This window comes from Aurantimonas sp. DM33-3, assembly GCF_014334315.1.
In the GTDB taxonomy this organism is placed as follows: domain Bacteria; phylum Pseudomonadota; class Alphaproteobacteria; order Rhizobiales; family Rhizobiaceae; genus Aurantimonas; species Aurantimonas coralicida.
On the sequence record NZ_JACSGS010000003.1, the window covers coordinates 128,598 to 154,443 of the forward strand.

Genomic DNA, 25,846 nt, shown 5'->3' on the forward strand with positions numbered 1-25,846 from the left:
AACCGGCGCGGAGAAGGCGCGGGCAATGAGAGCGCAGGCAAACCGCGATGCCGTCCATCCCCCGTCGATCCGCCCGCATGATCGCCGCCACCGCCCTTCTGGGCGCGGCCGGCATCGGCGTCGGCCTGCCGGGTCTGCCGATCGCCCGCCCTGCCCTCGCCCAGTCATCCCAGCAACCGCTGTTCCCGGAACTGCGCACCGACGACGCCCGCCCGGCCGCTCCGCAAGCCTTCGACCCCTATGATCTGAGGGCCGCGCCGCTGACCCGCGGCACCCGCATCGACCCGGCCCTCATCGATCGGCTGGAGCAATCCGGCGGCACGCCGGGCGACGATCGCCGCGATCCGGCCGGGACCGATGCCGGCACCCTGCCGCCCGATCCGCGCGACGCCACTGACACCGACGGCGCGTCGTCGCAGGAGTTCGATCTCTTCAGCGGCCCCGCCGCCGCGCCGCAAGGCCGCGCCGCCACCAGCCGCCCGGCAGCGCCCGTCCGGAGTTTCGATCCCGACCCCGAGGCAGCCGATGTCGCGGATGAGACCCTCGCCGAAGATCCGCGCGATGCACCGGCCTTCTCGGCCCGGCCCCGCGCCAGCGGACCGGCGGGTGCGGTCCGCGCCGTTGCGCCCCGCAACCCGCCGCTGGCCGCCGGCATCGCCGACGAGGCGCCCGCCGTCGACAGCCCGCTGCGCTCCAGCCGGACCGTCATCACCCCCGAGCGCGCGCCGGTCGCCGCCAGCGACGCCGACCCCTTCGCCCCGCTCGGCGTGCGCGCCGGCCGCTTCATGCTCTATCCCGAGCTGATCCAGACCCTCGGCGCCTCGACCAATATCGACGACGCGGTCGATGGCGAGAGCGGCATCTTCTCGGAAACGACGATCTCGGCCCGGCTCCTGTCCGACTGGTCCCGCCACGAAGCCGAGATCAACGGCAGCCTCACCTATCGCCGCAACTTCGCCGGCGACACGCCGGAAGATCCCCGCGCCGCCCTCGACGGGCGCCTGCGCCTCGATCTCGACCGCATGACCACCGCCACCCTGCGCGGCGCCATCGACTATGCCCGCGAGGATACGGTCGACATTTCCGACAACTTCGTCGGCACCGACCAGGCCGACCGCCTGCAGGGCTCGCTCTCCGGCCAGCTCGAACGCCGCTTCGGCCGCCTCGTCGTCAGCGGCACGGGCACGCTCGCGCGCACCGCCTATGCCGACCTGCCGGCCGGCGCCATCGACCAGGACTACACCACCCTCACCGCGACCTTGCGCACCGGCTACGAGATCTCGCCCGCAGTCACGCCCTTCGTCGAGGCAAGCCTCGGCCGCCGGCTCTTCGATGCGCCGGGCGAGGAAGCCGATGGCGCCTTCGACCGCGACGCCCTCCTGCCGGCGCTGCGCGGCGGCGTCGCCCTCGACTTCACCGAGAAGCTGCGCGGCGAGGTTGCCCTCGGCTATGCCTGGAACCGCCCCGACGACGATCGCGGCGAGGTGACCAGCGCCCCCACGCTGGACGCCAGCCTCGTCTGGTCGCCGCAGCGCGGCACCGAGGTGACCACCGCCCTGCGGACCCGCTTCGAGCCCGAGAGCTCCGGCCGCTCCACCATCGTCGCCTATGAGGGCTCGCTGGGCCTGCGCCACGCCCTCGACACGCGCACCGAACTGACCGCGACGGCGCTGGCGGAATTCAGCAATTCCACCATCCCCGGCGATGACGAGACGCTGCTGACCGGCGAGGCCGGCTTCACCTACTGGCTGCACCGCGGCTTCGCCGTCACCGGCCTCTATACCCACCGCCAGCTCTACACCGACGACGGCACCGGCGACTACGGCTCCGACACCCTCCGCATCGGCATGAAACTGCAGCGCTAGGGGGTAAGGAGCCTGGGTAAGGCAGCGGGAGGCCGATGTCGACCCATCCAAGACTTCGAAGGAAGGCTTGGAGCGAATTGCAAAGCAGACGGCGATGGGTTGAAACAGAACACTGTGGTTCTCTCTCAGGAATCCATTCTGACAGCACGTGAAAGCGTGAAAGAATACCGCTCACTATAGGGCGAAACCGGTAGAGTGATGCGACTGAAATTTGCAAGGGAAGATCTCTGGGGCGTCATCGGCGCCTTCGTTGTCTTTCCTATCATGATGGTAGGCTTGCGTTATTGGCGAGAAATGGATTGGCGCCTGCTCATTGCAGCATGGGGCGTGATGATCGTATGGACCGCCATAGACATTCTATGGAAGGCTGCCCGGCGCGTGTAACGCTGGCGCACAGCGAACTGAAACAGATTTACCAGTTCTGTTTCGGTTCGGCCTATCTCAATCACCCAAGCAGGCGGAACAGAGAGCCACCTCACCTGTGACCAATCCTTCATTGATACCGAAGGGGATTTGGCAATGAATACAGACGGCAACGGAAGCCGAGCGGTAGATCGGCCGATCTTGACGTTCTCGGGCGCGCTTATCTTCGAACCAGGCGCGGCGCTCCATCTCCGAGAAAGGGGAAGAGGCTTCTTCCGACTGTTCGCGCGTCATCTCAACTGCCGAGTCTGGCGTGGCCACGGTTCGCAGGCGATGCCGTCTCGATCTCGATCGTGTTTTGCCCAATAGCCGGGTTCTCCTCGATGTGCTGGCGCAAGCCCTACTGATCGGGCTGCGGTGCAATTCGGCGCAGCGGCGACATGGCGGAGGGTCGTCCCGACTGGCCAAGGACTAGCTCGAAACGCCAGCACACTGACCGTCACGATAATGAGGCCAACAATTCCGTAGCTGATGATCTTCATCGGAAACCGCTGCCGCACAGGCCGGTTCAGGTGCCGCGACACCTTCCCGAACCTCTGTCGTAGACGGCGGGCACGTTCGTCTGGATCGTAGGGGCTGGCTCGACGCCAGGGTGATTGAACGGACAAGACGGTTCTTCTCGATCGCGAAAGACCGCAGCTTACGCACTACTCCTTGCCCGAACTCGAATCTAAACTGTCGCTTTTTTCCGAACCGAATTGCCAATTCTAGTTCGAACTTTCCCTGATCATGAATGTCCGACTACGTCCCCGCTTGGCTGACACCTGCCGTTCCGCTTACCACCCATGACGGCGCTATCGTTTTCGCCAGACACTGAACGTCGCCCCTTGGGCGCCCCAGCAGCCCCACACAAAAACGCCGGCGGCCGCCCCTCAGGGCAACACCGCCGGCGCGTTCTACCGTCTTTGCAGCGCCGCTATTCGGCGGCCTTCGCCGCGTCCTTCGGCTTCACCGTGTCCATCAGCCGCTCCATGTTGCCGATCACCTTGTCGCGGATGTCCGGGCGCCACAGGGCGAAGGCGACATTCGCCTCGATGAAGCCTTCCTTCGAGCCGCAGTCGAAGGTGCGGCCGTGGAACGGATAGGCGTAGAAATCCTGCTGGTCGGCCAGCTTCAGCATGCCGTCGGTCAGCTGGATCTCGTTGCCGGCGCCCTTCTCCTGGGTCTCCAGAATGTCGAAGATCTGCGGCTGCAGGATGTAGCGGCCGGAGATGTAGTAGTTCGACGGCGCCTCGGCCGGCTTCGGCTTCTCGACCATGCCGTCGAGGCGGAAGCCCGAGCCCACCTCCACGCCGCGCCCGACGATACCGTATTTGTCCGTCTCCTGCGGGTCGCACTGCTCGACGGACACGATGTTGCCGCCGGTCTCCTCGTAAAGCCGCACCATTTCGGCAAGGCAGCCCTTCTCAGCCTGCATGATCATGTCCGGCAGGAGCAGCGCAAAGGGCTCGTCTCCCACGAGATCGCGCGCGCACCACACCGCGTGGCCGAGACCGAGCGGCGCCTGCTGGCGGGTGAAGCTAGCCGTGCCGGGGGTGGGCTGCAGCCGGTCGAGGAGGTCGAGCTCGGCCGTCTTGCCGCGCTCCGCCAGGGTGTTCGACAGCTCCACCTGGATGTCGAAATAATCCTCGATGACGCCCTTGTTGCGTCCCGTGACAAAGATCAGATGCTCGATCCCCGCCTCGCGCGCCTCGTCGACCACATACTGGATCACCGGCCGGTCGACGACCGTCAGCATCTCCTTGGGGATCGCCTTCGTCGCCGGCAGGAACCGCGTGCCCAGACCGGCCACCGGAAACACCGCTTTTCTGACTTTCTTCATTCTCCAACCGTCCCCATCGTTCGCTGATGTCACTGTTCGTTGATGCCGAATTGAAGGCCGCGGGCCGCCCGGCACGCTGCCGTGCCGCGGTGCCCGCCGCCATTTTGCCGTGAAATAGCGGTTTATTCCGGTCCTGCCAGACCATGTTCGCCGGCTTGTCTCGAATGGCGGCCCGAGCGCCGGCGTGGTGAACGATCGCTTAACGAGATGCTTCTAGGCTTGCGCTTCGCGCAGCGACCCCATCCGAGGAGAAGACATATGCAACGAGCCTCCGCAATCCGGCAGACATGGCTGGGCTCGATCCTTCTGGCGCTTGTGCTGGCGTTTGCCGCGGCATCTCCGGCCTCGGCCGATGCCGGTTTCCAGCGCTGGATCGCCGATTTCGAGTCCGTCGCCGCCTCCAACGGCGTCAGCCGCAATGTCTACCGGGCCGCCTTCAAGGGTGTCACCTCCCCCGATCCCGACGTCATCGAGAAGGCCCGCTACCAGCCCGAATTCCGCTCCACCGTCTGGGACTATCTCGACAACCGCGTCAATGACGAGCAGGTCGCCAAGGGGCGCCAGATGGCGGCCAAATACAAGGACTGGCTCGACCGGATCGAGAAGCGCTTCGGCGTCGATCGCAACATTCTTCTGGCGATCTGGTCGATGGAGACCAATTACGGCGCCATCCTCGCCCGCGACGACGTCATGAAGAACCTGCCGCGCTCGCTGGCCACCCTCGCCTATCTCGACAAGCGCCGGGCCAAGTTCGCCCGCCAGCAGCTCATCGCGGCGCTGAAGATCGTCCAGGCCGGCCACATCGCGCCGGGCGACCTCACCAGCTCATGGGCCGGCGCCATGGGCCACACCCAGTTCATCCCGACCAGCTACCTCGCCTATGCGGCGGACATCGACGGCGACGGCCATCCCAACATCTGGGGCTCGATCCCCGACGCGCTGGCCACCGCCGCCAACCTGCTGCGCAAGAATGGCTGGCAGACCGGCAAGACCTGGGGCTACGAGGTCGAGGTGCCGAGCCAGTATCGCGGCAAGCTGGAGCGCGACAATCGCAGCCTGTCGCAGTGGCAGGGCCTCGGCTTCTCGCGGCCCAACGGCAGCGGCTTCGCCTATCCGTCCGACCGCGCCAATCTGGTCCGGCTGGCCGGCGACAGCGGCCCGGCCTTCCTGATGGCCAAGAACTTCTTCGTCCTCAAGAACTACAACAATTCCGACAAATACGCCCTCGCCGTCGGGCTTCTGGCCGACCAGATCGCCGGCTATCACGGCCTCTATCGCGACTGGCCGCGCGGCTACAAGCCGCTCTCCACCAACGAGCGTTACGAGCTGCAGAAGCACCTCGCCTCGCGCGGGCTGTATGACGGCAAGATCGATGGTAAGATCGGCGACGGATCGAAATCGGCGATCATGGCGTTGCAGGGTCGGGCCGGTCTCGCCCAGGATGGCAACGCCTCCAAGGCGCTGCTCGACTTCCTGCGGCGCAACTGACGGGCCGCGGCGCAAACGAGAGAACGGAGACCCCGATGACGGGAGCTCGACACGGCAGCAGCCCCGCCCGGAGCTGGCTCGCCAGGATGATGGTCGCCGCTTTGGCGGCCATTGCCGTTTTCGTCACGGCGGTCGTGCCGCAGTCTGCGGCCTACGCCCAGCAGCGTCCGCGCACCGTCCTGGAAATGCTGTTCGGCAACCAGACCCGGGAGGCCGCGCCGCCGCGCCGGGTCATTCGCAAGCGCGCCGCCCCGCGCAAGCAGCGCACCCGCCGCTCGCGCTCCTCCTCGTCCTCCAAGCGCACGAGCCCGTCGCGTGCGCCCGCCGCAGCAGCTGCCGCCGCGCCGGACAAGAACGACACCGCCCAGACCGTCCTCGTCGTCGGCGACTTCATGGCCGACAGCCTCGCCAAGGGCCTGTCCGACGTCTATGCCGACAATGCCGACGTCAAGGTCAAGGCCCGCGCCAACGGCTCCTCCGGCCTGGTGCGCGAGGATTACTACAATTGGCGGACCAGTCTCGGTCCGATCATGGAGGAGGAGAAGCCGGCCGTCGTCGTCGTGATGATCGGCTCCAACGACCGCCAGCAGATCGACACCGGCAGCGGCAGCGCGTCGCTGCGTTCCGACGCCTGGGTCGCCGAGTACCAGAAGCGGATCGCCGCCATCGCCGGCACGGTCAAGGAGAAGGGCGTCCCCCTCGTCTGGGTGGGCGTTCCGTCCTTCAAGTTCGATCGCATGAGCGAGGACATGATCTTCCTCAACGATCTCTACAGCAAGGGCGTCGCCAGCGTCTCCGGCGAGTTCGTCGATGTCTGGGACGGCTTCGTCGACGCCAATGGCGGCTTCGTCTATTCCGGCCCCGGCGTCAGCGGCCAGAAGGTGCAGCTGCGCGGCTCCGACGGCATCACCATGACCGGCGACGGCGCCGACAAGCTGGCCTTCTTCGCCGAGCGCGCCATCACCAAGCGCCTGCGCAACCCGGCGGCGCCCGGCACCGCCTTCTCGCTCAGCGAGGAACAGCTGCCCAACATGCAGCTGCCGCCGATCAGCAATGCCGCCAATGCCGTCAACGCCGCGCCGGTCGCCCTCGACGATCCCTCCCTCGACGGCGCCGACCGGCTGCTGGGTGCGGGCGCCGTCCAGGGCTTCTCGCTCGAGCCCTCGCCGCGCGACCGCCTCGTCCTCAACGGCAACAGCACCGGCAACATCGCCGGCCGCGCCGACGACTTCGCCTGGAACGAGAAACGCGCCGCCGTCTCGCCGGGCGGCCCGCCCATCGCCTATCGCGGCTCCCTCGATCTCAACAAGCTGCGCGAAAACGAGGGCATCGAGCCGCCGGAGGAAATGCCCTCCATCCTCGACGCCATCATCGAGGATTGGTCCCGCGCCAACGACGCCGCCAGCGGCACCACCCCGCAGGGATAAGCGATCGCGGCAACCGTCACCGCCGGCCAGCCGAAGCGCGGGCATGCGCCCGCCGACAGAGCCACGCCCGACGACAAGCCGCCTCCTGTCAAACAAGGTCGTCATCCTCGGGCTCCGACCCGAGGATCCATGCCTCGCCATCAGCGCCGTCCACTCCGCCAACGACAAACCAACCGACGCCCCGCCGCAGCCAACCGCCACCGCTGCGGTCACCCCAACGATTTGGCATGGGTCCTCGGGTCAAGCCCGAGGATGACGCGCGGAGGAGGCAGCGCGCCAACTTGCAGCGTTGCATCGGCAGGGAGGCAGCGTAATGTTGACGCGCGGATAGGGCCTGTGGACGCGCGCAGAGGGGTGACTTTCCTGCAGCGAACGCGTCGCGCGGATAGCAGGTCTTAGCCGCTCCGCTCTTTTCGCCTGCAGCATCCGCAGCAGCACGACGGCCGGCGATAAGCGACACCTTTCATCAAGGTCTTCATCCTCGGGCTCCGACCCGAGGACCCATGCCTCGCCGCCCGCTCCGCCCACTCCGCCACCGGCAAACCACAACACCCGCGCAGCCAACCGCCACCGCCTAGGTCTCCCCAACGGTTTGGCATGGGTTCTCGGGTCAAGCCCGAGAATGACGCGCGGAGGGGGCAGCGCGCCAACTTGCGGCGTCACACCGGCAGGGAGGCAGAGAGGCAGAGAGGCAGCGTAATGTTGGCGCGTGTGTATGCAGCGATCGCGCAGCACCGCGCCGGCGACAAGCCGCCTCCCCCGCCCAACAAGGTCGCCATCCTCGGGCTCTGACCCGAGGACCCATGCCTCGCCCTCGGCATCGTCCGCTCCCTCAGGCGCCAATCGCCGGGCGACGATGCATCGCCGCCCGCAGCCGCCCCTACCGTGGCAGGGTCGTGGCGCCCATCAGGTCGAGATCGATGGCGCGGGCCGCCTGGCGGCCCTCGCGGATCGCCCAGACCACCAGCGACTGGCCGCGGCGGCTGTCGCCGGCGGCGTAGAGCTTGTCGACCGAGGTCAGATAGCCGAGATCGTCGGCGGCGATGGAGACATTGCCGCGGCGGTCGGTGTTGGTGCGCAGCGCCTCGCCGACATCGCTCATGAAGCCGGTCTCGGACGGACCGGCAAAGCCGATGGCGATGAAGGCGAGATCCGCCTTGATGACGAATTCCGTGCCGGCGATCGGCTTGCGGGCCTCGTCCACCTGGGCGCATTTCACGCCGGTCAGGACGCCGTCCTCGCCGACGAATTCCAGCGTCGCGATCTGGAACTCGCGGATCGCGCCCTCGGCCTGGCTCGAGGAGGTGCGCATCTTGGTCGCCCAGTAGGGCCAGACTTCCAGCTTGTTCTCGGTCTTGGGCGGTTGCGGCCGGATGTCGAGCTGGGTCACCTTGACGGCGCCCTGACGGAACGCCGTGCCGACGCAGTCCGAGGCGGTGTCGCCGCCGCCGACCACGACGACATGCTTGCCGCCCGCCCAGATCTCCTCGCACGGCCAGCCGACGCTCTCGACCGGCTCGCTGCCGACCCGGCGGTTCTGCTGCACCAGATAGGGCATGGCGTCGTAGACGCCGGACAGGCCGTCATGCGGGATGCCGCTGTCGCGCGGCCGCTCGGAGCCACCGCAGAACAGGACCGCGTCGTAGGTCGCGCGCAGCTCCTCGACGGTCTTGTCGACGCCGACATTGACGCCGCAGAAGAAGGTGACGCCCTCGCCTTCCATCTGCTCGACGCGCCGGTCGATCCAGTGCTTTTCCATCTTGAAGTCGGGAATGCCGTAGCGCAGCAGGCCGCCGGGGCGGGTCTCGCGCTCAAAGACATGCACCGCATGGCCGGCGCGGCCGAGCTGCTGGGCTGCGGCGAGGCCCGCCGGGCCCGAACCGATCACCGCCACCGTCTTGCCGGTCTGCTGCTTGGCCGGCTGCGGCCGGATCAGGCCCAGCGCGTAGGCCTTGTCGGCGATCGCCTGCTCGACGGTCTTGATGGCGACCGGCGTGTCTTCCAGGTTCAGCGTACAGGCTTCCTCGCAGGGCGCCGGGCAGATGCGGCCGGTGAACTCCGGGAAGTTGTTGGTCGAATGCAGGTTGCGGGCGGCCGTCTCCCAGTCGCCGGAATAGACCAGGTCGTTCCAGTCCGGGATCTGGTTGTGCACCGGGCAGCCCGTCGGCCCGTGGCAATAGGGGATGCCGCAATCCATGCAGCGCGCCGCCTGCTTGCCGACTTCCGCGTCGGACATCGGCAGGGTGAACTCGCGAAAATGGCGGATTCGATCGGATGCCGGCTGATACTTCTGCGTCTGCCGATCGATCTCGAGAAATCCGGTGACCTTACCCATACCCACTCCAACAGTCTCTTGTGCGGGCTTCAGTGCCGCACCCAATGCTCGACGTCCAGCCCAAAGGGCCCACCCGGCGCCGCGCGGCAGATCAGCCACGCGGCGCATCGCGGTGGATCACTCGGCGGCAACGCCGAGCCGCATGCGCTCCATCTCCTGCAGCGCACGGCGGTATTCGACCGGCATGACCTTGACGAATTTCGGCCGGTGCTCCTCCCAGTTCTCCAGCATCTCCGCCGCCCGGCGCGAGCCGGTATAGTGGTGATGGTTGGAGATCAGCTGGAACAGCCGCTCGCCGTCGTGGCTGGTCATGTCCGAGGACAGGTCGACCCGGCCCTTGTACTGGAGGTCGCCGCCATGGTGGTGCAGCTTCTCCATGATGTCGTCCTCTTCGGGAACCGGCTCCAGATCGACCATGGCCATGTTGCAGCGCTCGGCGAAGTCGCCGACCGCGTCATAGACATAGGCGACGCCGCCCGACATGCCGGCGGCGAAGTTGCGGCCGGTCTCGCCGAGAATGACGACGACACCGCCGGTCATGTACTCGCAGCCATGGTCGCCGACGCCCTCGACCACCGCCACGGCGCCCGAATTGCGCACGGCGAAACGCTCGCCGGCGACGCCGCGGAAATAGCACTCGCCCGAGATCGCCCCGTAGAGCACCGTGTTGCCGATGATGATCGACTCCTCCGGCACGATGCGTGTGTCCGCGCGCGGGCGCACCACGATTCGGCCGCCCGACAGGCCCTTGCCGACATAGTCGTTGCCGTCGCCGGTCAGCTCGAAGGTGATGCCGCGGGCGAGGAACGCGCCGAAGCTCTGGCCGGCGGTGCCGGTCAGCTTCACCGTGATGGTGTCGTCGCGCAGGCCCTTCAGCCCGTAGCGCTTGGCCACCTCGCCCGACAGCATCGCGCCGGTCGAACGGTCGACGTTGGAGATCGGCGTCTCGATGGTCACCGGCTGGCGGGCCGTCAGGGCCGGCTCGGCCTGCTCGATCAGCCTGCGGTCGAGAATGTCGACGATCGGGTGCTCCTGCAGCTTCGTCCAGCGCACCGCCTCGGGCGCCGCATCGGGCTTGTAGAACACCTTGGAGAAGTCGAGACCGCGCGCCTTCCAGTGCTCGATCATCGGCTTCTTCTCGAGCAGCTGCGACTGGCCGACCAGCTCGGCCATGGTCCGCACGCCCATCTCGGCCATGATCATCCGCACCTCTTCCGCGACATAGAAGAAGTAGTTGATGACGTGCTCCGGGGCGCCCTTGAAGCGCTTGCGCAGCACCGGGTCCTGGGTGGCGACGCCGACCGGGCAGGTGTTCAGATGGCACTTGCGCATCATGATGCAGCCGGCGGCGATCAGCGGCGCCGTCGAGAAGCCGAACTCGTCGGCGCCCAGCAGCGCTCCGACGATGACGTCGCGACCGGTCCGCAGGCCGCCGTCCACCTGCAGGCAGACGCGGTCGCGCAGGCCGTTCATCACCAGCGTCTGCTGGGTCTCGGCGAGGCCCATCTCCCACGGGCTGCCGGCATGCTTGATCGAGGTCATCGGCGAAGCGCCGGTGCCGCCGTCATAGCCCGACACGATGATGTGGTCGGCGCGCGCCTTGGCGACACCCGCCGCGACCGTGCCGACGCCGACTTCCGACACCAGCTTGACCGAGATGTCGGCCGCCGGATTGACGTTCTTCAGATCGTAGATGAGCTGCGCCAGATCCTCGATCGAATAGATGTCGTGGTGCGGCGGCGGCGAGATCAGGCCGACGCCCGGCGTCGAATGCCGGGTCTTGGCGATGGTCGCGTCGACCTTGTGGCCGGGCAGCTGGCCGCCCTCGCCGGGCTTGGCGCCCTGCGCGACCTTGATCTGCAGCATGTCGGCATTGACGAGATATTCCGTCGTCACGCCGAAGCGGCCCGACGCGATCTGCTTGATCGCCGAACGCTCGGGGTTGGGCGTGCCGTCGCTCAGCGGCAGGAAGCGGTCCGATTCCTCGCCGCCCTCGCCGGTGTTCGACTTGCCGCCGATCTGGTTCATCGCCCGCGCCAGCGTCGTATGCGCCTCGCGGGAGATCGAACCGAAGGACATGGCGCCGGTGCAGAAGCGCTTGACGATGTCCTTGGCCGACTCGACCTCGTCCAGCGGCACCGGCGTGCGGCCGGCTTCCTCGGCCATCTTGATGTGGAACAGGCCGCGAATGGTCGAGCTCTCGACCGCCGCCTCGTTCACCATCTTGGCGTAGTCCTGGTACTTCTCCCAGGAATCGGTGCGCACGGCGTGCTGCAGCGTCGCCACCGCATCCGGCGACCACATGTGGGTCTCGCCGCGCATGCGGTAGACATACTCACCGCCGATATCCAGCGAGCGCTGCAGGATCGGATCGTCGGAGAAGGCGCGGGCATGGCGCTCGGCCGTCTCGCGGGCGACCTCTTCCAGGCCGACGCCCTCGATGGTCGTCGCCGTACCGGTGAAGTAGCGCTCGACGAATTCCGACTGCAGGCCGACCGCGTCGAAGATCTGCGCGCCGCAATAGGACTGGTAGGTCGAGATGCCCATCTTGGACATGACCTTCAAAAGGCCCTTGCCCACCGACTTGATGTAGCGGGTCACCACCTCGTTGGCGTCGACCTCCGGCGGGAATTCCTTGCGCCGGTGCATGTCGAGCAGCGTGTCGAAGGCCAGATACGGGTTGATCGCCTCGGCGCCGTAGCCCGCGAGGCACGCGAAGTGATGCACCTCGCGCGGCTCGCCCGATTCCACCACCAGGCCGGCGGCGGTGCGCAGGCCCTTGCGGATCAGGTGATGATGCACCGCCGCGCAGGCCAGCAGCGCCGGGATCGGGATGCGATCCGGGCCGACCTGCCGGTCCGACAGGATGATGATGTTGTAGCCGCCCGCGACCGCCGCCTCGGCGCGCTCGCACAGGCGCTCCACCGCACCCGCCATGCCCGCCGCGCCGGCTTCCGCCGCATAGGTCATGTCGATGGTCTTGGTGTCGAACCGGTCCTCGGTGTGGCCGATATTGCGGATCTTCTCCAGGTCGCCATTGGTCAGGATCGGCTGGCGCACCTCGAGCCGCTTGCGGCGCGAGGAGCCTTCCAGGTCGAAGATGTTCGGCCGCGGCCCGATGAAGGAGACGAGGCTCATCACCAGTTCCTCGCGGATCGGGTCGATCGGCGGGTTGGTGACCTGGGCGAAGTTCTGCTTGAAATAGGTGTAGAGCAGCTTGGACGACGACGACATCGCCGAGATCGGCGTGTCGGTACCCATCGAGCCGATCGCTTCCTGGCCGGTGGTGGCCATCGGCGCCATCAGCGTGCGGGTGTCCTCCAGCGTGTAGCCGAAGGCCTGCTCGCGATCGAGCAGCGAGACATCCGAGCGCGAGGCGCGCGGCGCCACCGGCTTCAGGTTCTCCAGGATGATCTGGGTGTTCTTCAGCCACTCGCCATAGGGGTTGGCCGACGCCGTCTCGCGCTTGATGTCCTCGTCGGAGACGATGCCGCCCTTCTCCAGGTCGATCAGCAGCATGCGGCCGGGCTGCAGCCGCCACTTCTTGACGATGCGTGCCTCGTCCACCGGCAGCGTGCCGGCTTCCGACGCCAGGATCACCAGGTCGTCGTCGGTGACGATGTAGCGGGCCGGGCGCAGGCCGTTGCGGTCCAGCGTCGCGCCGATCTGGCGGCCGTCGGTGAAGGCGACGGCGGCCGGGCCGTCCCACGGCTCCATCAGCGCGGCGTGATACTCGTAGAACGCCTGGGTGTCCTTCGGCATCTGCTTGTTGCCGGCCCAGGCTTCCGGGATCAGCATCATCATGGCGTGGGACAGCGGATAGCCGCCCTCGGTCAGGAATTCGAGCGCGTTGTCGAAGCAGGCGGTGTCGGACTGGCCCTCGTAGGAGATCGGCCACAGCTTGGAGATGTCGTTGCCGAACAGCTCCGAATCGACCGAGGCCTGCCGCGCCGCCATCCAGTTGACGTTGCCGCGCAGCGTGTTGATCTCGCCGTTATGGGCGACCATCCGGTACGGATGCGCGAGCTTCCAAGACGGGAAGGTGTTGGTCGAGAAGCGCTGATGCACCAGCGCCAGCGCGCTCTCGAAGCGCGGATCGGTCAGATCGGCGTAATAGGCGCCCAGCTGGTAGGCTAGGAACATGCCCTTGTAGACGATGGTGCGGGCCGACAGCGACACGACATAGAAGCCGATGTCGCGGCCTTCCGTCTCCACATGGACGCGGTTCGACACGACCTTGCGCAGGATGAACAGCCGCCGCTCAAACTCGTCGTCGCTGGTCAGCGTCGGCGCACGGCCGATGAAGACCTGCCGGTGCACCGGCTCGGTCGCCAGGATCTCCGGCGCCTTCGACAGCTGGGAATTGTCCACCGGCACGTCGCGCCAGCCGAGGATCGTCTGGCCTTCCTCGCGCACCACCTCCTCGAACACCGCCTCGATATGGCGGCGCTTCTCGGCGTCCTGCGGCATGAAGACATGGCCGACGCCGTACTGGCCGGCGGCCGGCAGCTCGATGCCCTGGCCGGCCATCTCCTCGCGGTACAGCCGGTCCGGGATCTGCACCAGCATGCCGGCGCCGTCGCCCATCAGCGGATCGGCGCCCACGGCGCCGCGATGGGTCAGGTTCTCCAGGATCTGCAGGCCCTTCTCGACGATCGAGTGGGACTTCTGGTTCTTCATATGCGCGATGAAGCCGACGCCGCAGGCATCGTGCTCGTTGCGCGGATCGTAGAGGCCGATCTTCTCCGGCATGGTGCGCGGCTTGATCGCGGCACCGATGGTCGCGGCGGCGGTGTCGTTCGAGATCGTGGTCCCGAAGGTCCCGGCGTTGGATGGCGTCAGCTTCGTCATCGCGTCGTCTCCCGTCGTCGCGCCGCCGTTTCCGGCCGCGCATCTTGTCGCGCCGTTTCAGGCGCAACCTTGGCTCCGGTCCCGCGCCGTCCGCCTGTTGCGGGAGAAGCTCCCTCAGGCGTCCGGGCCGAACCCGAGCGACAATGCCTCGTTTCCGCCGGCTTTTCGCATGACCGCTGGCGTCAGGATAGAACCCGGGCGCGTCTTTTCCGCGCGCCATCGTGCCAGATCGCGCTTTTTCACCAGCCGATTTATGGCAGCATCACTGTCCTATCGGCCGTAATATGACAGAAGCGGTGCCACGCCACAAGGCCACCCCCGGCAGCGCCCCCTCGCCGGCCCACACGGATTCGCCATCCGCCGGACCGCGCGCCGGTCCTCCGACGCCCCGCCTCGCCCGCAAAAATCGCGCCCGGCAGCCGCCCCGCATGCCCGCAGCGCATGGGAGATCCGCGCCGCGTCCCGCTTGCCCTTGGCCGCGGCGCATTATAACTGCCCGCCATGATCTTTGCTTCCGATAACTGGTCCGGCGCCCATCCGGCGATCAATGCAGCCCTCACCGCCCACGGCGCCGGCATGGCCGCCGCTTATGGCGCGAGCGATCTCGACAAGCGCGTCGAGCGCCGCTTCGACGAATTGTTCGAGCGCGAGGTCGCGGTGTTCTTCGTGGGCACCGGCACCGCCGCCAACTCCCTCGCCTTCGCCGCGGTCAACCGGCCGGGCGGCGTCGTCCTGTGCCACCGCGAGGCCCACGTCATCGAGGACGAGTGCGGCGCGCCGGAATTCTTCACCCATGGCGCCCGCATGGCGCCGATCGACGGCCCCGACGGCAAGATCGACCCGGACAATCTCAAGCGCGAGATTTCCCGCTTCAAGCCGGACTTCGTCCATGCCGGCCAGCCCATGGCCGTGACCATCAGCCAGCCCGGCGAGGCCGGCACGCTCTACAGCGGCGACGAGATCGAGACGATCGCGAAGATCGCCCATGACCGCAATCTTGCCCTCCACATGGACGGCGCGCGCTTTGCCAATGGTCTGGCCGCCACCGGCATGACCCCGGCCGAGATGACCTGGAAGCGCGGCGTCGACATCCTGTCCTTCGGCGCCACCAAGAACGGCTGCTGGTGCGCCGAGGCCGTGGTCTTCTTCGACCCCGCCAAGGCCAGCCAGTTCCCCTATATCCGCAAGCGCGGCGCCCAGCTCTTCTCCAAGACCCGCTTCGTGGCGGCCCAGTTCATGGCCTATCTGGAGAACGATCTCTGGCTCGAGCTCGGCAGCCACGCCAACCGCATGGCCGACCGCCTGCGCGCCGGCCTCGACGCCAGCAACCAGGCCCGCCAGGCCTGGCCGACCCACACCAATGAGAGCTTCGCGATCCTCAAGGCCGACCGGGCCGAGGCGCTCAGGGCCCGCGGCGCGGTCTTCTACGACTGGAACCCGCCGCACGGCTTCCACGACATCGTCGGCGACGACGAGCATCTGGTGCGCCTCGTCACCAGCTGGTCGACGACCCCGGACGAAGTCGACCGCTTCTGCGAACTCCTGGCCTGATCCGGCCCCGATCGGTCGCCCGATGCGGCCGATCGGACCCCGATGAAGTCCCAACTGGCTCCCGTCAGCCGCAAATCGGCCCTTCGACAGACAGGGAACCGACTTGCCTTCGACGCCCCCTGACTGGCCCCTGACCAGCCTTCGACAGAGCCCCTGACCGGCCTGCAACGGTCGCTCGGAACTGGCCCTCGACCAGCCCCTCGACGGGTCCCTGACTGGCTCTCAACCGGCCTTCGCCGGCCCTCCGACCGGCCGGGGCACGCCCGCCCCGGACCGATCGGGCCGATGGACATCTTTCTTCGGAACGGTTGACCGCGCACGGGATTTCCGTAGCGTAGGTTCACAGCCAGAGGAGAACGTCATGTCCACAGACGCGTTTCATCAGGGCGAACTCGCTTTCCGCAACAATTTCCCGATGTCGTCCTGCGAATATCCGGCCGGCTCCTCCCTGCGCGCCGCGTGGATGGAGGGCTGGACCACGGCCCGCAACGCGGCGCCGACGGGCACCGGCCAGCATGCCGGCATGATGAAGGACGCCCGCACCGCCACCAATCTCGGCCGCCACGACGCCCCCCACGAATCCTGACGCGGCCGGGCAGAAACGAGCGAGCGCGCGATGGCCTTAGGCCGTCGCGTTTTTATGTGGGTGGGAGAAACGCAAATGTGCAACGGCTTTCGACCCATGTCAGCCCTCGGAGGATACACTACGCCGTCCCAGGAATAGACATTCGGCGCGACGACGTTGCGCCTATTTCGCTAGCGTCCGTCCTCCGCGTCGCTGCACTTGAGGCTCCGGTTTCTAACTAAGCAACAGCATGTCCGCCTCAAATTCGGCGACGGTTCTCCAGCCAAGCAACGTCACAACGTCGATGGCCATGTTCCGGTTGCGAAAATCACCGAAAGACTGGCCGCACTCATGAGTGAGTTTGTCGAAGCAGGCTACCACTGGAGGCCTCGGCGCAACTTCTTCCCAATGAATGGACTGATTTCGTCCTTGCCAGATCAGGTCCTTCAGGAATTGGCTTCCAATAGCGCGCCCGTCTGGGCAAGCGGCGAGGCTGCCGTGGCAGAGCGAGATGCCCTGCTTGGCGAACTGCAAGATGGAGCCGCAAAGCGAGCCCACCGAGAACCGATGGGTGGTAATTTTCTGACCTAGTTCCTGGCGCTCGTGGTCTTTATCGTGTCGGTCCTTGTCTTCTTCGAAGTATGTGCCCCAGCGCATTCCAGACGCCATTGCGACATCATCCGGATCCTCGGCATTCATCGCGATGAATTCGGCGCGACGGTAGTTATCCTCTACTATCCGGGTCAAAGCCGCAACTTCCGCCTCCAAGCCCAGGAGACGATTTTGCTCATTCCAAACGAGCGGGATCAGGTTCTCGGTCGCGTGCCTGATCTCATCCACGTAGCTCGCCATCGCCATCATGTCGCCATCTCCGGTCCGCTGCGGATTGCTGAAAGTCAAAGCCACTTAAGCAGTCGCTGACAGGGTCGCGAAGGATTGTCTGCGCGCAGATGTGGGTGGCAAATGCCAAGCGGAATCAGCTTGTCACGTCGAGGTAGTGATCAATGCACCGAATTGGTTGATTATCCACGAACTTCATCGAATTGATCTTCCTGCGATAGGTCTCCGTATCGGCGCGAAGTTCCTCGTTAATCCTGATTGTTTCAGGCTCCAACCACGAAAAGATTCCTTCTCCGACAAACTTACTGCTCAGGATCTGGACATGATCATTTTTCTTGGCAGCAATGTAGGCTTCCCATCGGGATGAGAGATTTTCAGCCAGACCATCGTAGCTCATGATGCGAAAGTCATCGCGCTCCTGCGCCATCACCTTTCCAAGTCGGATGCTATTATTCTCGATCTCCTTCCTGCGGCCGTGAACGAGAACGTATTTTATGTCGACGGTCGGACTCATAGCCGGCGAGCGCAGGAACCCAATACTATTACCTAGAAAGCTCTTCTTGTTATCGACCGATGAGAACCATGCCCGCCAGTTATTAATCTGCTCAAGCGCACTCATGAAGTCGCGATGAAAGTCACTTGAAGCGTCTTTAAAAAAGCGTGAATGAGGTTTTTCAATTTCGACTAGCACACAATGCCATCGCACCGTGCTCTTGGTCAAATACATAAAATCGCAACAATAATCTGATCCGAAGGGCACCTTCCTGAGGATCAGATCGAGGTGCAGTCCATGATTTAGGATGAACTCCCTCGGAACGAGGGCGTTGTTGCTCTCAAGGAATGATTGGTAGGTCTGCTCAGGCTCGACTCTTGAGATGAGACCTTGTATCTCTCGAGAGTTTCGTTCGAGGTGCTGTCAAACTTCTGGCCGAAAATTCCCATTCTCTCCCCTGACGATCTAAGCATAGGCGACTGGATGTACGCAGTAACCTTAAACTAGAGGAATTTCGAATGCCAAGGCGTAGCCGGTCGCGGACGCGTCATCCACCTCATCACGCACCGGCAGTGATTCCCCCGCCGTCTCGACAAGTGGCGCCTCAACCTTTCAGCCCACCGCGGCGCCTGCCGATCCAGCCAACTGCTGTCCGAATGGCGTACGTCGCTTTGTGGCCTCGTGTTCCGAAGAGCGGGCTGGCAGAAATTCACCCATAGCGGCCGCACAATCACGCCAGCCCCCACAAACAAAAAACGGCGCCGTTTCCGGCGCCGCTCTCTTCCCGTTCCGAGTGTACGTTGATCAGGCGGCGTTCGCCTCGATCTGCTTCTCGTTGACATTGTCGGCCGTGGTGATGGCGATCCGGCGCGGCTTCATCGCCTCCGGGATCACTCGCACGAGGTCGATATGCAGGAGGCCGTTCTTCAGGGCGGCGCCCTTCACCTCGACATATTCGGCCAGCTGGAAGCGGCGCTCGAAGGCGCGGCCGGCGATGCCGCGATAGAGCGTCTCGTACTGGTCGCTCTCCTGGCTCTCGGCCTTCTCGCCCTTGACCGTCAGCACGTTCTCGCGCGCCTCGATCGACAGTTCCTCGTCGCCGAAGCCGGCGACGGCGAGCGTCACGCGATAGGCGTTCTCGCCGGTGCGCTCGATGTTGTAGGGCGGATAGGTCTGGCCGTTGTCGGCGAGCGTCTGGCTGTCGAGCAGCGAGAACAGCCGGTCGAAACCGACGGTGGAACGATAGAGGGGGGCAAAATCGACATGACGCATGATGTTCTCCATTCAGAAGCAACGAGGTTTGCGTAAGGCGCCCGGCACGCATCCCGAATTGGCGATGCAGCCCGGCGTGCGGCCCCGTCTCGGCGACCGCATGACAAAAATAATGCCGCGATTTTTGCCGTTCAAGAGCGCCCGCAAGCCGGCCGTGCAGATTTTTCTCAGGTCCGCCCTCCCCGCGCGCGCGTCGCAGGCGTGCCTCCTCAACGCTCTGATCGTGCATGGTTTTCCGGCGGGCCCGCCTGAACCGCAGATGAATGCCGCCTTCCGCGACCGTTCATCTGCCCTGGTGCAATGTGGCGTCAGATTTCAGCCGCCCACCACACACCGGGCGGCCCGCCAAACGGTCACAGCGTCCCGTCCCTTCCGCTGTGGCCGCTCCGGCCGGAAGCCTGTCAAAGGGCTTCCGGTCGATCCCCTTCTCACCCCTGCCCCGCCGACACGCCGCCAGCGTCGTGCCCGGGCTTGCCGCGTCTGACGCCGCCGTCGCCCAGGCCGCCCACCGGCGCGGAAGGCTTTGACCCGCCCGGTCCCGGCCACTAAAAGCGCGCAACGGCCATGGCCGCGAATTCCCCAGCAGAACGGCCGGTCCCGGGCGAAGCGGATACGACATGAACGAAGCCTTCAATCCGGACGAACTCGTCGTTACCGAGGCCAATCCGGCGCCCGCCGGCATCACCGCCTCGACTTTCCGCGCCCCCGACGGCAAGCGCCTGCGCTACGCGGTCTCGCCCTCGGCGCTGGAGCGCACCCGCGGCACCGTCATCCTGCTGCAGGGCCGCAACGAGAATATCGAGAAATATTTCGAGACCATCGGCGAGCTCAATCGCCGCGGCTACATGGTCGCCACCTTCGACTGGCGCGGGCAGGGCGGCTCGGAACGCATGCTGCGCGATCGCCGCCGCGGCTATGTCCGCCGCTTCGGCGCCTATGTGAACGACCTGGAAGCCTTCATCCAGGACGTCGCCCTGCCCGATTGCCGCGGCCCCTTCGTCATCCTCGCCCATTCCATGGGCGGCCTCGTCGCGCTCACCGCGGCGCCGCGCCTGGTCAACAGCATCGAGCGCATGGTGCTCAGCGCGCCGCTGGTCGCCTTCCCGGCGAACCGCGCCATCGGCACCCGCGGCCTGCATCGTCTGGCCCGGCTCGGCCGCTGGCTCGGCCTTGGCCGGCTGCCGGTCGCCCCGTCGCTGCTGCCCGGCCGGCGCATCCGCGCCGCCAGCCCCGCCCTCAGCAGCGATCCCAGGCGCCTGGCCCGCAACGCCGCACTCGCCGAGGCGGCGCCGTGGCTGTTTCTCGGCAAGCCGACCGTGTCGTGGCTGGCGGCGGTCACCGGCGCCATGCGGCGGCTGGAGGATTCCGACAATATCGCCCGGCTGGGCGTGCCCACCCTCATCGTCACCGCCGGCCAGGATGCCGTGGTCGACAGCCGCGCCGCCGAGCGGCTGGCCTGGCGCATGCGTTCGGGCTCCAGCCTGACCATTCCCTTCGCCCGGCACGAATTGCTGCAGGAGGCCGACCGCTTCCGCGCCCCCTTCATGGAGGCGTTCGAATCCTTCACCGCCGGCGCCTTGCCCCTCGACTGACCCGGCGGGCGCGAACACTGACGATTGTCAGCGACCGTCAGCGGTTGAGCATCGCCAGTGCCGCGGCGTGCAGGTCCGGCGTTCCCGCCGCGACGATGTCGCCGCCCGATTCCGGCCGCCCGCCGTCGAGCCGCGTGATGATGCCGCCGGCCTGTTCGATGATCGGCACCAGCGCGACGATGTCGTAGGGCTTCAGCCCGGTCTCCACCACCAGATCCACCTGCCCTGCCGCCAGCATGCAGAAGGCGTAGCAATCGGTGCCGAAGCGCGTCAGCCGCGCCTTGGCCTCCAGCGCCTCGAAGGGCGGCGTGCCCTTCGGCTCGAACAGCCGCGGCGAGGTGGTGAACAGCGTCGCCTCCTCCAGCCGGCGCACGTCGCGCACGGCGAGCCGCGTGCGCGTCCCGCGATGCAGGCCCCACGAAGTCTCGCCGTCGGCAACGAAGCGCTCGCCGGTGAAGGGCTGCGACATGATGCCGACCCGCGCCCGGCCCGATTCGCAATAGCCGATCAGCGTGCCCCACACCGGCACGCCGGAGATGAAGGCGCGGGTGCCGTCGATCGGATCGATCACCCACAGCCGGTCGCTGGTGCCGCTGGCGCCGAATTCCTCGCCGAGCACCGCATGGTCCGGATAGCGCGCCGCGATCGCCGACAGGATCGCCCGTTCGGCCGCCCGGTCGGCTTCCGTCACCGGGTCGAAATCCGCCGCGCGCTTGTTGTCCACGGCCGTGCCGGCGCGAAACCGCGGCAGCGTCTCGGCATCCGCCGCATCGGCGAGTTCGAACAGGAAGGAGACGTCGGGAAGAATCATGCGCGCGAAGAATCCACTGGCTCAGGAGGACTCCGATCCTAGCGGATCGCCACGGGCCGGGCGACCGGTGAATGCGCGCCACGCGGCGTTTCCCCTGCGCCTCCAGCCGTCGGCGCGCAACATACATGCCTCAATATGTGGCGCCAAACTTTTCTGCACGATTTCCATGCAGATTCCGCTTGCGTCCTGTCGCAGTGCAGCATATCTTGATCTTGCGGTGCTGATGTACCGCGGCCCTTACGGGCGTTTCCTCCCTAGACTCAGACCGCGCTGCCCTCCCGCAGTGCGGTTTTTTTTCGCGTCGCCCCGCAGGATCGGCAGGCCTATTCCGCCGCCGCCGGCAGCCCGTAATCGGCGTCCACATCCTCCGCGAAGCCCGCGACGAAGGCGGCCAGCCGCTCCGCCAGCACCTCGAAGCCGGCATGCGGGCGATAGATCCGCTCGTCGGCATAGAGCCCGCGATTGATCTCGATCTGGATTGCATGCTGGCCGATCGCCGGCCGGCCGTAGCGCTCGGTGATGTAGCCGCCGGCATAGGGCTTGTTGCGCGCCACGTCGTAGCCGAGCCGCGTCAGCCGGCCGGTGGCGATGGCCACGAGCCGGGCGCCGGCGCTGGTGCCGTAGCGGTCGCCGAGCACCATGTCCGGCCGCCGCCCGCCCGGCAGCGCCCGCACGCTCGACGGCATCGAATGGCAATCCACCAGGATCGCCATGCCGAATCGCGCCTTCGTGCGCCGCAGCTGCTCCTCAAGAGCGGCGTGGAACGGCTTGTAGATCGTCTCGATCCGGCCGATCGCCTCGGCGAGCGACAGCCGCTTGCGGTAGATCTCCTCGTTTTCAGCGACGATCCGCGGGATCGTGCCGAGCCCGCCCGTCACCCGCACCGAGCCGACATTGACGTAGTCGGGCAGCGGCTCGGAAAACATCTGCGGGTCGAGTTCGTAGGGCTCGCGATTGACGTCGAGAAACGCCCGCGGGAACCGCGCCCGGATCAGCGGCGCGCCGAGTGTCGGCACGCATTCGAAGAGCTGGTCGACGAACAGATCCTCCGACCGGCGGATCGAATCGCCCGGCAGCCGCGTCGCCGCCAGGAAATCGGCGGGATAGTCGCGACCGCTGTGGGGAGAGCAGAAGACGAAGGGGATGGTCGGCTCGGCCGGTTCGACGACTTCGAAGGCGGGAACCGCCCCGCCGGCCGTCGTGATCATGGGTATGTTCGCCAAACTGTCCCCTTCCGGTTGGATGGCGCACCGAAAAATCCGCCGTCCACCGCCGGATCCTGATTCCTTTTAGAAAAAGTTCCGGCATTCTGCTATGGAATTGCGACCTCAATGAACAGCCGCCGGCATCGTTGCGCCCGGCGTATCCGGATAACGTGAATGTCAAAGATTCTACTCGCCGAAGACGACAACGATATGCGCCGTTTCCTCGCCAAGGCGCTGGAGCGGGCCGGCTACGAAGTGGTCAGCTACGACAATGGCGGCAGCGCCTATGAGCGCCTGCGCGAGGAGCCCTTCTCGCTGCTGCTGACCGACATCGTCATGCCGGAAATGGACGGCATCGAGCTGGCGCGCCGCGCCACCGAGCTCGATCCCGACCTCAAGGTAATGTTCATCACCGGCTTTGCCGCCGTCGCGCTCAATCCCGATTCGAAGGCTCCCAAGGACGCCAAGATCCTGTCCAAGCCCTTCCACCTGCGCGAGCTGGTCGACGAGGTCGCCCGCATGCTCGAGGACGCCGCCTGACCGGCTGAACCCTCACGGGCGCCTGAGCGACGCGCAATCGCGTCGCTCGTCAACCCCGGTCCTGCGCAGAGGCAGGCCGGGCGCCAGCGCGCCGATCCCCTACCGCGCGGGATCACCGCCCGCCGCGGCTCCTCGGTCCGGCGCGGCTCGCGCGCCTGGCGCAAGCCGCCTGCCGGCATTCCCGGCGCCGATCCGCCGGCCGCGCACCGGCTCCGGCGACCGTCGGACCGGCCATCGAATTCTCCGCGAAAATGGCCGCAAGACCCTATTGACGACCGCTTTGGTCTGTGGTCAAAGCCGCCTCGTCGGATGGGCGTGTAGCTCAGCGGGAGAGCACTTCGTTGACATCGAAGGGGTCACAGGTTCAATCCCTGTCACGCCCACCATCCGAACCTTCCCGGAAAAAACGCCTGCCCCTTCGCTAGAATCGAACGTCATGTTCGATGCGCAACGCAGCCGCAGCGTCTCTGCGCCCACAGGCCGTTTCTCCACCTGACGCCGTTCACCGCACCGCCATGCCAAGCGCCCTGCGCAAGTCAGCGGCTACGATGGCCCGAGCCCGATTCGAATGTCCGTGCGGACTCGCGCTCGGCCGGTGCAACCTCTCGCCTCCCCTCCCGTGGAGAGGACAGGGAACCGCAGCTTCGTTTCTGCCGGAGAGAGGGATCGTCTGGATGGCCGAAGGGCATCCGGACACGGTTTCGGACGCCCGATGCCTGAAGCCGGCGACAGTTACCAGGTCTGCGTATCGACGAGTTCGTCTTCGATTTCGCGGTCGGTCTTGTTATAGGGCCGCGTTTCCCAGCGATTGTCGGCCCACCGCGCTTCGATATAGTCGAAGGGGTAGAGATATCGCTTCTGCCAGTTCTCGTCGCCGGGCCTGCGACGAAGCATGATCCTGAGATACGCTTGCCATGGACCGAGAAAACCTAGACGATACAACAACGCTTGACGCATATACCTCTCCACAGCGGGAATGATTATATGCAGCGCGCTGACTTAGCAACCAGAACGATATTTGCCCGCCTAACACAACTCCTTTGCGACCCGGGCGTGCATAAGTGCAGGGCTCCCAGCCGCGGCACGCAAGCGCGCCGGTCTTCCTTGACGAAGGCTTAACGCCGCGCCGCTAGCCCATGCGCTCACCGCATGGCTCACCTGCAAGCATCCCGATACCGCAGCGCAGCAAGACCGCCTATATCTCGCCCATCGGAACGACGCGCCGGACACGCTGGCGCCGCCCCGGACAACATTGGAGAGAGATCATGGCCACCACCCGCCCGAGCACGATGCGCCGCATGTACAACGCCTTCGTCGACGCCCGCTTCCGCTCCGTCGAGCGCGAGATCGCCCGCGTCCGCATCTATCACCTGGAAGACAGCGCCCGTTCGAAGCTCGAAGGCTGAACAGGCATCCGGGGGCAGCTGCCCCTTGTGAGACGATCAGGCCGGTTGCCGACCGCGTGTCGGCCCCGGCCCGCCATCCGGCCGGCCCGCCAGGTGTCCGACTGCCCAACCGGTCCCTGACCGGCAGCGGCGGCCCGGCACGTTGGGAGCGCACCGAGCCGCCTCGTATCTTCCCTTCCGAGATTGCCCACCCCCGGGGAAGACGACACACGCTATCCTAAGCTTACCATACGTCAATCCGTCGCTGCCCGCAAATTGTGCAGAACGCATCGGCGCGACCCGATCGCCCTTGGTCCCATGACCGGAGCTGCACCGGTTCGCTGCGCTACGGCAGATTGTCCCGCATGAAGATGTCGATGCGGATCTGCTCCTGCGCTTCCAGCACCGGCCGGTCGTCGATCAGCGCCTTCAGGATGCGCACGGCGCTGCGCGCCTCGTGCCCGGCATCCTGGTTGATCACCGCATCGAAGATCCCGTCGTGCAGCGCCGCGCGCGCATGCGGGCTGACCTCGTGCGCCACCACGCGCACCCGGCCGGCAAGCCCCGCTCGTTCCAGCGCCGTCACCACCCCGCGATTGCCCGCGCCGAGGCTGTAGAGCCCGGCGATCTCGCCGTCTTGCGCCAGCAGCTCGCCCAGCAGCGACGCCACCCGCTCGGCATCGTCCAGCCCTTCCAGCGATGGCAGCACGGTCAGATGCGGATAATGTTCCCGCATCACCGTCTCGAAGCCCTGCCGTCGCTCGACATGGTCGCGCAGCAGCATCGACCCGGCGACCACGGCAATCCGCCCCGGCGCGCCGCCGCAGAAGCGGCCGAGCAAACCGGCGGCCGTGCGGCCCGCCACGACATTGTCGATCCCCACGAAGCGGTCGCGGCTGGAACCGGGCAGGTCGCTGACCAGCGTCACCACCCGCACGCCATCCACGACAAGACGACCGATCGCGTCGCGCACCTCCGCCGCGTCCGTCGCCACCACCGCCACGCCGTCCGTCGCCGTGCGGTCAAGGGCATCGAGCGCCCGTGTCAGCGCCGGCCCGTCGAAGGCCGGCACCATGGTGACGGTCACCTCGGCGCGCTCCAGCGATGAGTGCCGCGAGGTCGCCTGCACCGCCGCCGCCAGCCCGCGCATGAAGCTGTTGTCGCCGTCCGGCAAAAGGAAGCTCAGCCGGTAGCGGCGCTTCTTCGACAGATTCGCCGCGGTGATGTCGCGGGTAAAGTCGAGGCGCTGCATCGCCTCCTCGACCTTGGCGACGGTCTTCGCCCGCACGCCGGCCCGCCGGTTCAGAACCCGGTCCACCGTGGCCAGACTCACCCCCGCCGCACGGGCGACGTCCCGGATCGTCGGTCGCGACATCACGCC

At 66.4% G+C, this 25,846-nt stretch carries 19 protein-coding genes, 1 tRNA gene and 1 pseudogene; 10 read left to right on the forward strand and 11 right to left on the reverse strand.

Going from position 1 to position 25,846, the window contains the following annotated elements:
* Positions 1-47: 47 nt before the first annotated feature.
* The gene (locus H9Q09_RS05625; protein ID WP_187390244.1) at positions 48-1,865 is read left to right on the forward strand and encodes an outer membrane beta-barrel protein; all 1,818 of its coding nucleotides are present in this window, start codon (positions 48-50) and stop codon (positions 1,863-1,865) included.
* Positions 1,866-2,518: 653 nt separating this feature from the next.
* Here the strand turns inward: H9Q09_RS05625 and H9Q09_RS05630 are convergent.
* Together H9Q09_RS05630 and galU are read right to left on the reverse strand one after the other, a co-directional pair.
* On the reverse strand, positions 2,519-2,770 hold the full coding sequence (locus H9Q09_RS05630; RefSeq protein ID WP_187390245.1) for an excalibur calcium-binding domain-containing protein: 252 nt from the start codon (positions 2,768-2,770) through the stop codon (positions 2,519-2,521).
* Between the two features lie 434 nt (positions 2,771-3,204).
* On the reverse strand, positions 3,205-4,110 hold the full coding sequence (gene galU, locus H9Q09_RS05635; RefSeq protein WP_187390246.1) for a UTP--glucose-1-phosphate uridylyltransferase GalU: 906 nt from the start codon (positions 4,108-4,110) through the stop codon (positions 3,205-3,207).
* 258 nt (positions 4,111-4,368) lie between these two features.
* Here galU and H9Q09_RS05640 point away from each other — a divergent pair, with 258 nt between their 5' ends.
* Both H9Q09_RS05640 and H9Q09_RS05645 read left to right on the forward strand, forming a co-directional pair.
* A complete protein-coding gene (locus H9Q09_RS05640) occupies positions 4,369-5,598 on the forward strand; it encodes a lytic murein transglycosylase (RefSeq protein ID WP_246716024.1) in 1,230 nt (409 codons plus the stop codon).
* A gap of 35 nt (positions 5,599-5,633) precedes the next feature.
* Positions 5,634-7,025, forward strand: a complete 1,392-nt coding sequence (locus H9Q09_RS05645) for an SGNH family hydrolase (RefSeq protein WP_187390248.1) — start codon at positions 5,634-5,636, stop codon at positions 7,023-7,025.
* An 880-nt stretch (positions 7,026-7,905) separates the two neighbouring features.
* Here H9Q09_RS05645 and H9Q09_RS05650 read toward each other — a convergent pair.
* Both H9Q09_RS05650 and gltB read right to left on the reverse strand, forming a co-directional pair.
* On the reverse strand, positions 7,906-9,360 hold the full coding sequence (locus H9Q09_RS05650) for a glutamate synthase subunit beta (RefSeq protein WP_187390462.1): 1,455 nt from the start codon (positions 9,358-9,360) through the stop codon (positions 7,906-7,908).
* A gap of 117 nt (positions 9,361-9,477) precedes the next feature.
* A pseudogene (gene gltB / locus H9Q09_RS05655) lies at positions 9,478-14,097 on the reverse strand (glutamate synthase large subunit); the annotation flags it as partial.
* A 615-nt stretch (positions 14,098-14,712) separates the two neighbouring features.
* On the opposite strand from gltB, the gene H9Q09_RS05660 reads away from it, so the two are divergent.
* Together H9Q09_RS05660 and H9Q09_RS05665 are read left to right on the forward strand one after the other, a co-directional pair.
* Positions 14,713-15,762 (forward strand): low specificity L-threonine aldolase, encoded by a 1,050-nt coding sequence (locus H9Q09_RS05660; RefSeq protein WP_187390250.1) that lies wholly within the window; start codon positions 14,713-14,715, stop codon positions 15,760-15,762.
* A 361-nt stretch (positions 15,763-16,123) separates the two neighbouring features.
* Positions 16,124-16,348 (forward strand): Rmf/CrpP family protein, encoded by a 225-nt coding sequence (locus H9Q09_RS05665; RefSeq protein WP_024348933.1) that lies wholly within the window; start codon positions 16,124-16,126, stop codon positions 16,346-16,348.
* Positions 16,349-16,561: 213 nt separating this feature from the next.
* Here the strand turns inward: H9Q09_RS05665 and H9Q09_RS05670 are convergent, their stop codons facing one another.
* From H9Q09_RS05670 to H9Q09_RS05680, 3 genes are all read right to left on the reverse strand, one after another.
* Positions 16,562-17,233: a hypothetical protein gene (locus tag H9Q09_RS05670; RefSeq protein WP_187390251.1), complete on the reverse strand. Its 672-nt coding sequence runs from the start codon at positions 17,231-17,233 to the stop codon at positions 16,562-16,564.
* 70 nt (positions 17,234-17,303) lie between these two features.
* Complete coding sequence (locus H9Q09_RS05675; RefSeq protein ID WP_187390463.1) at positions 17,304-18,056, reverse strand: Shedu anti-phage system protein SduA domain-containing protein; 753 nt, start codon at positions 18,054-18,056, stop codon at positions 17,304-17,306.
* Between the two features lie 408 nt (positions 18,057-18,464).
* Entirely contained in the window at positions 18,465-18,932 is a 468-nt protein-coding gene (locus H9Q09_RS05680; RefSeq protein ID WP_187390252.1) for an Hsp20 family protein, read from the reverse strand.
* Between H9Q09_RS05680 and H9Q09_RS05685 the strand changes: the two genes are divergently transcribed.
* The gene (locus tag H9Q09_RS05685) at positions 18,931-19,416 is read left to right on the forward strand and encodes a hypothetical protein (RefSeq protein ID WP_187390253.1); all 486 of its coding nucleotides are present in this window, start codon (positions 18,931-18,933) and stop codon (positions 19,414-19,416) included. The two genes, H9Q09_RS05680 and H9Q09_RS05685, sit on opposite strands and share 2 nt — an antisense overlap.
* A 133-nt stretch (positions 19,417-19,549) precedes the next feature.
* Positions 19,550-20,524 carry an alpha/beta hydrolase gene (locus tag H9Q09_RS05690; protein WP_187390254.1) on the forward strand — a complete coding sequence of 325 codons (975 nt, stop codon included), beginning with the start codon at positions 19,550-19,552 and terminating at the stop codon, positions 20,522-20,524.
* 37 nt (positions 20,525-20,561) lie between these two features.
* Here the strand turns inward: H9Q09_RS05690 and hisN are convergent, their stop codons facing one another.
* Positions 20,562-21,332, reverse strand: a complete 771-nt coding sequence (gene hisN, locus H9Q09_RS05695; protein ID WP_187390464.1) for a histidinol-phosphatase — start codon at positions 21,330-21,332, stop codon at positions 20,562-20,564.
* A 326-nt stretch (positions 21,333-21,658) separates the two neighbouring features.
* A complete protein-coding gene (locus tag H9Q09_RS05700) occupies positions 21,659-22,543 on the reverse strand; it encodes an N-formylglutamate amidohydrolase (protein WP_187390255.1) in 885 nt (294 codons plus the stop codon).
* Positions 22,544-22,714: 171 nt separating this feature from the next.
* Here H9Q09_RS05700 and H9Q09_RS05705 point away from each other — a divergent pair, with 171 nt between their 5' ends.
* Together H9Q09_RS05705 and H9Q09_RS05710 are read left to right on the forward strand one after the other, a co-directional pair.
* Positions 22,715-23,080 (forward strand): response regulator, encoded by a 366-nt coding sequence (locus tag H9Q09_RS05705; RefSeq protein ID WP_009208652.1) that lies wholly within the window; start codon positions 22,715-22,717, stop codon positions 23,078-23,080.
* 311 nt (positions 23,081-23,391) lie between these two features.
* Positions 23,392-23,466 (forward strand) — tRNA-Val (locus H9Q09_RS05710).
* A gap of 346 nt (positions 23,467-23,812) precedes the next feature.
* On the opposite strand, the gene H9Q09_RS05715 is transcribed toward H9Q09_RS05710, so the two are convergent.
* Complete coding sequence (locus H9Q09_RS05715) at positions 23,813-23,974, reverse strand: hypothetical protein (RefSeq protein WP_155898358.1); 162 nt, start codon at positions 23,972-23,974, stop codon at positions 23,813-23,815.
* A gap of 371 nt (positions 23,975-24,345) precedes the next feature.
* On the opposite strand from H9Q09_RS05715, the gene H9Q09_RS05720 reads away from it, so the two are divergent.
* Complete coding sequence (locus tag H9Q09_RS05720) at positions 24,346-24,486, forward strand: hypothetical protein (protein ID WP_154653357.1); 141 nt, start codon at positions 24,346-24,348, stop codon at positions 24,484-24,486.
* Between the two features lie 325 nt (positions 24,487-24,811).
* Here H9Q09_RS05720 and H9Q09_RS05725 read toward each other — a convergent pair whose 3' ends face one another.
* Entirely contained in the window at positions 24,812-25,840 is a 1,029-nt protein-coding gene (locus tag H9Q09_RS05725; RefSeq protein ID WP_187390256.1) for a LacI family DNA-binding transcriptional regulator, read from the reverse strand.
* Positions 25,841-25,846: the final 6 nt, after the last annotated feature.

What these genes read in the sequence shown, in the direction of transcription:
- H9Q09_RS05625 (WP_187390244.1), top strand. Translation starts at nt 48, where the DNA reads ATGCCGTCCATCCCCCGTCGATCCGCCCGCATGATCGCCGCCACCGCC.
- H9Q09_RS05630 (WP_187390245.1), bottom strand. Translation starts at nt 2,770, where the DNA reads ATGAAGATCATCAGCTACGGAATTGTTGGCCTCATTATCGTGACGGTC.
- galU (WP_187390246.1), bottom strand. Translation starts at nt 4,110, where the DNA reads ATGAAGAAAGTCAGAAAAGCGGTGTTTCCGGTGGCCGGTCTGGGCACG.
- H9Q09_RS05640 (WP_246716024.1), top strand. Translation starts at nt 4,369, where the DNA reads ATGCAACGAGCCTCCGCAATCCGGCAGACATGGCTGGGCTCGATCCTT.
- H9Q09_RS05645 (WP_187390248.1), top strand. Translation starts at nt 5,634, where the DNA reads ATGACGGGAGCTCGACACGGCAGCAGCCCCGCCCGGAGCTGGCTCGCC.
- H9Q09_RS05650 (WP_187390462.1), bottom strand. Translation starts at nt 9,360, where the DNA reads ATGGGTAAGGTCACCGGATTTCTCGAGATCGATCGGCAGACGCAGAAG.
- H9Q09_RS05660 (WP_187390250.1), top strand. Translation starts at nt 14,713, where the DNA reads ATGATCTTTGCTTCCGATAACTGGTCCGGCGCCCATCCGGCGATCAAT.
- H9Q09_RS05665 (WP_024348933.1), top strand. Translation starts at nt 16,124, where the DNA reads ATGTCCACAGACGCGTTTCATCAGGGCGAACTCGCTTTCCGCAACAAT.
- H9Q09_RS05685 (WP_187390253.1), top strand. Translation starts at nt 18,931, where the DNA reads ATGATGTTCTCCATTCAGAAGCAACGAGGTTTGCGTAAGGCGCCCGGC.
- H9Q09_RS05680 (WP_187390252.1), bottom strand. Translation starts at nt 18,932, where the DNA reads ATGCGTCATGTCGATTTTGCCCCCCTCTATCGTTCCACCGTCGGTTTC.
- H9Q09_RS05690 (WP_187390254.1), top strand. Translation starts at nt 19,550, where the DNA reads ATGAACGAAGCCTTCAATCCGGACGAACTCGTCGTTACCGAGGCCAAT.
- H9Q09_RS05700 (WP_187390255.1), bottom strand. Translation starts at nt 22,543, where the DNA reads ATGATCACGACGGCCGGCGGGGCGGTTCCCGCCTTCGAAGTCGTCGAA.
- H9Q09_RS05705 (WP_009208652.1), top strand. Translation starts at nt 22,715, where the DNA reads ATGTCAAAGATTCTACTCGCCGAAGACGACAACGATATGCGCCGTTTC.
- H9Q09_RS05715 (WP_155898358.1), bottom strand. Translation starts at nt 23,974, where the DNA reads ATGCTTCGTCGCAGGCCCGGCGACGAGAACTGGCAGAAGCGATATCTC.
- H9Q09_RS05720 (WP_154653357.1), top strand. Translation starts at nt 24,346, where the DNA reads ATGGCCACCACCCGCCCGAGCACGATGCGCCGCATGTACAACGCCTTC.
- H9Q09_RS05725 (WP_187390256.1), bottom strand. Translation starts at nt 25,840, where the DNA reads ATGTCGCGACCGACGATCCGGGACGTCGCCCGTGCGGCGGGGGTGAGT.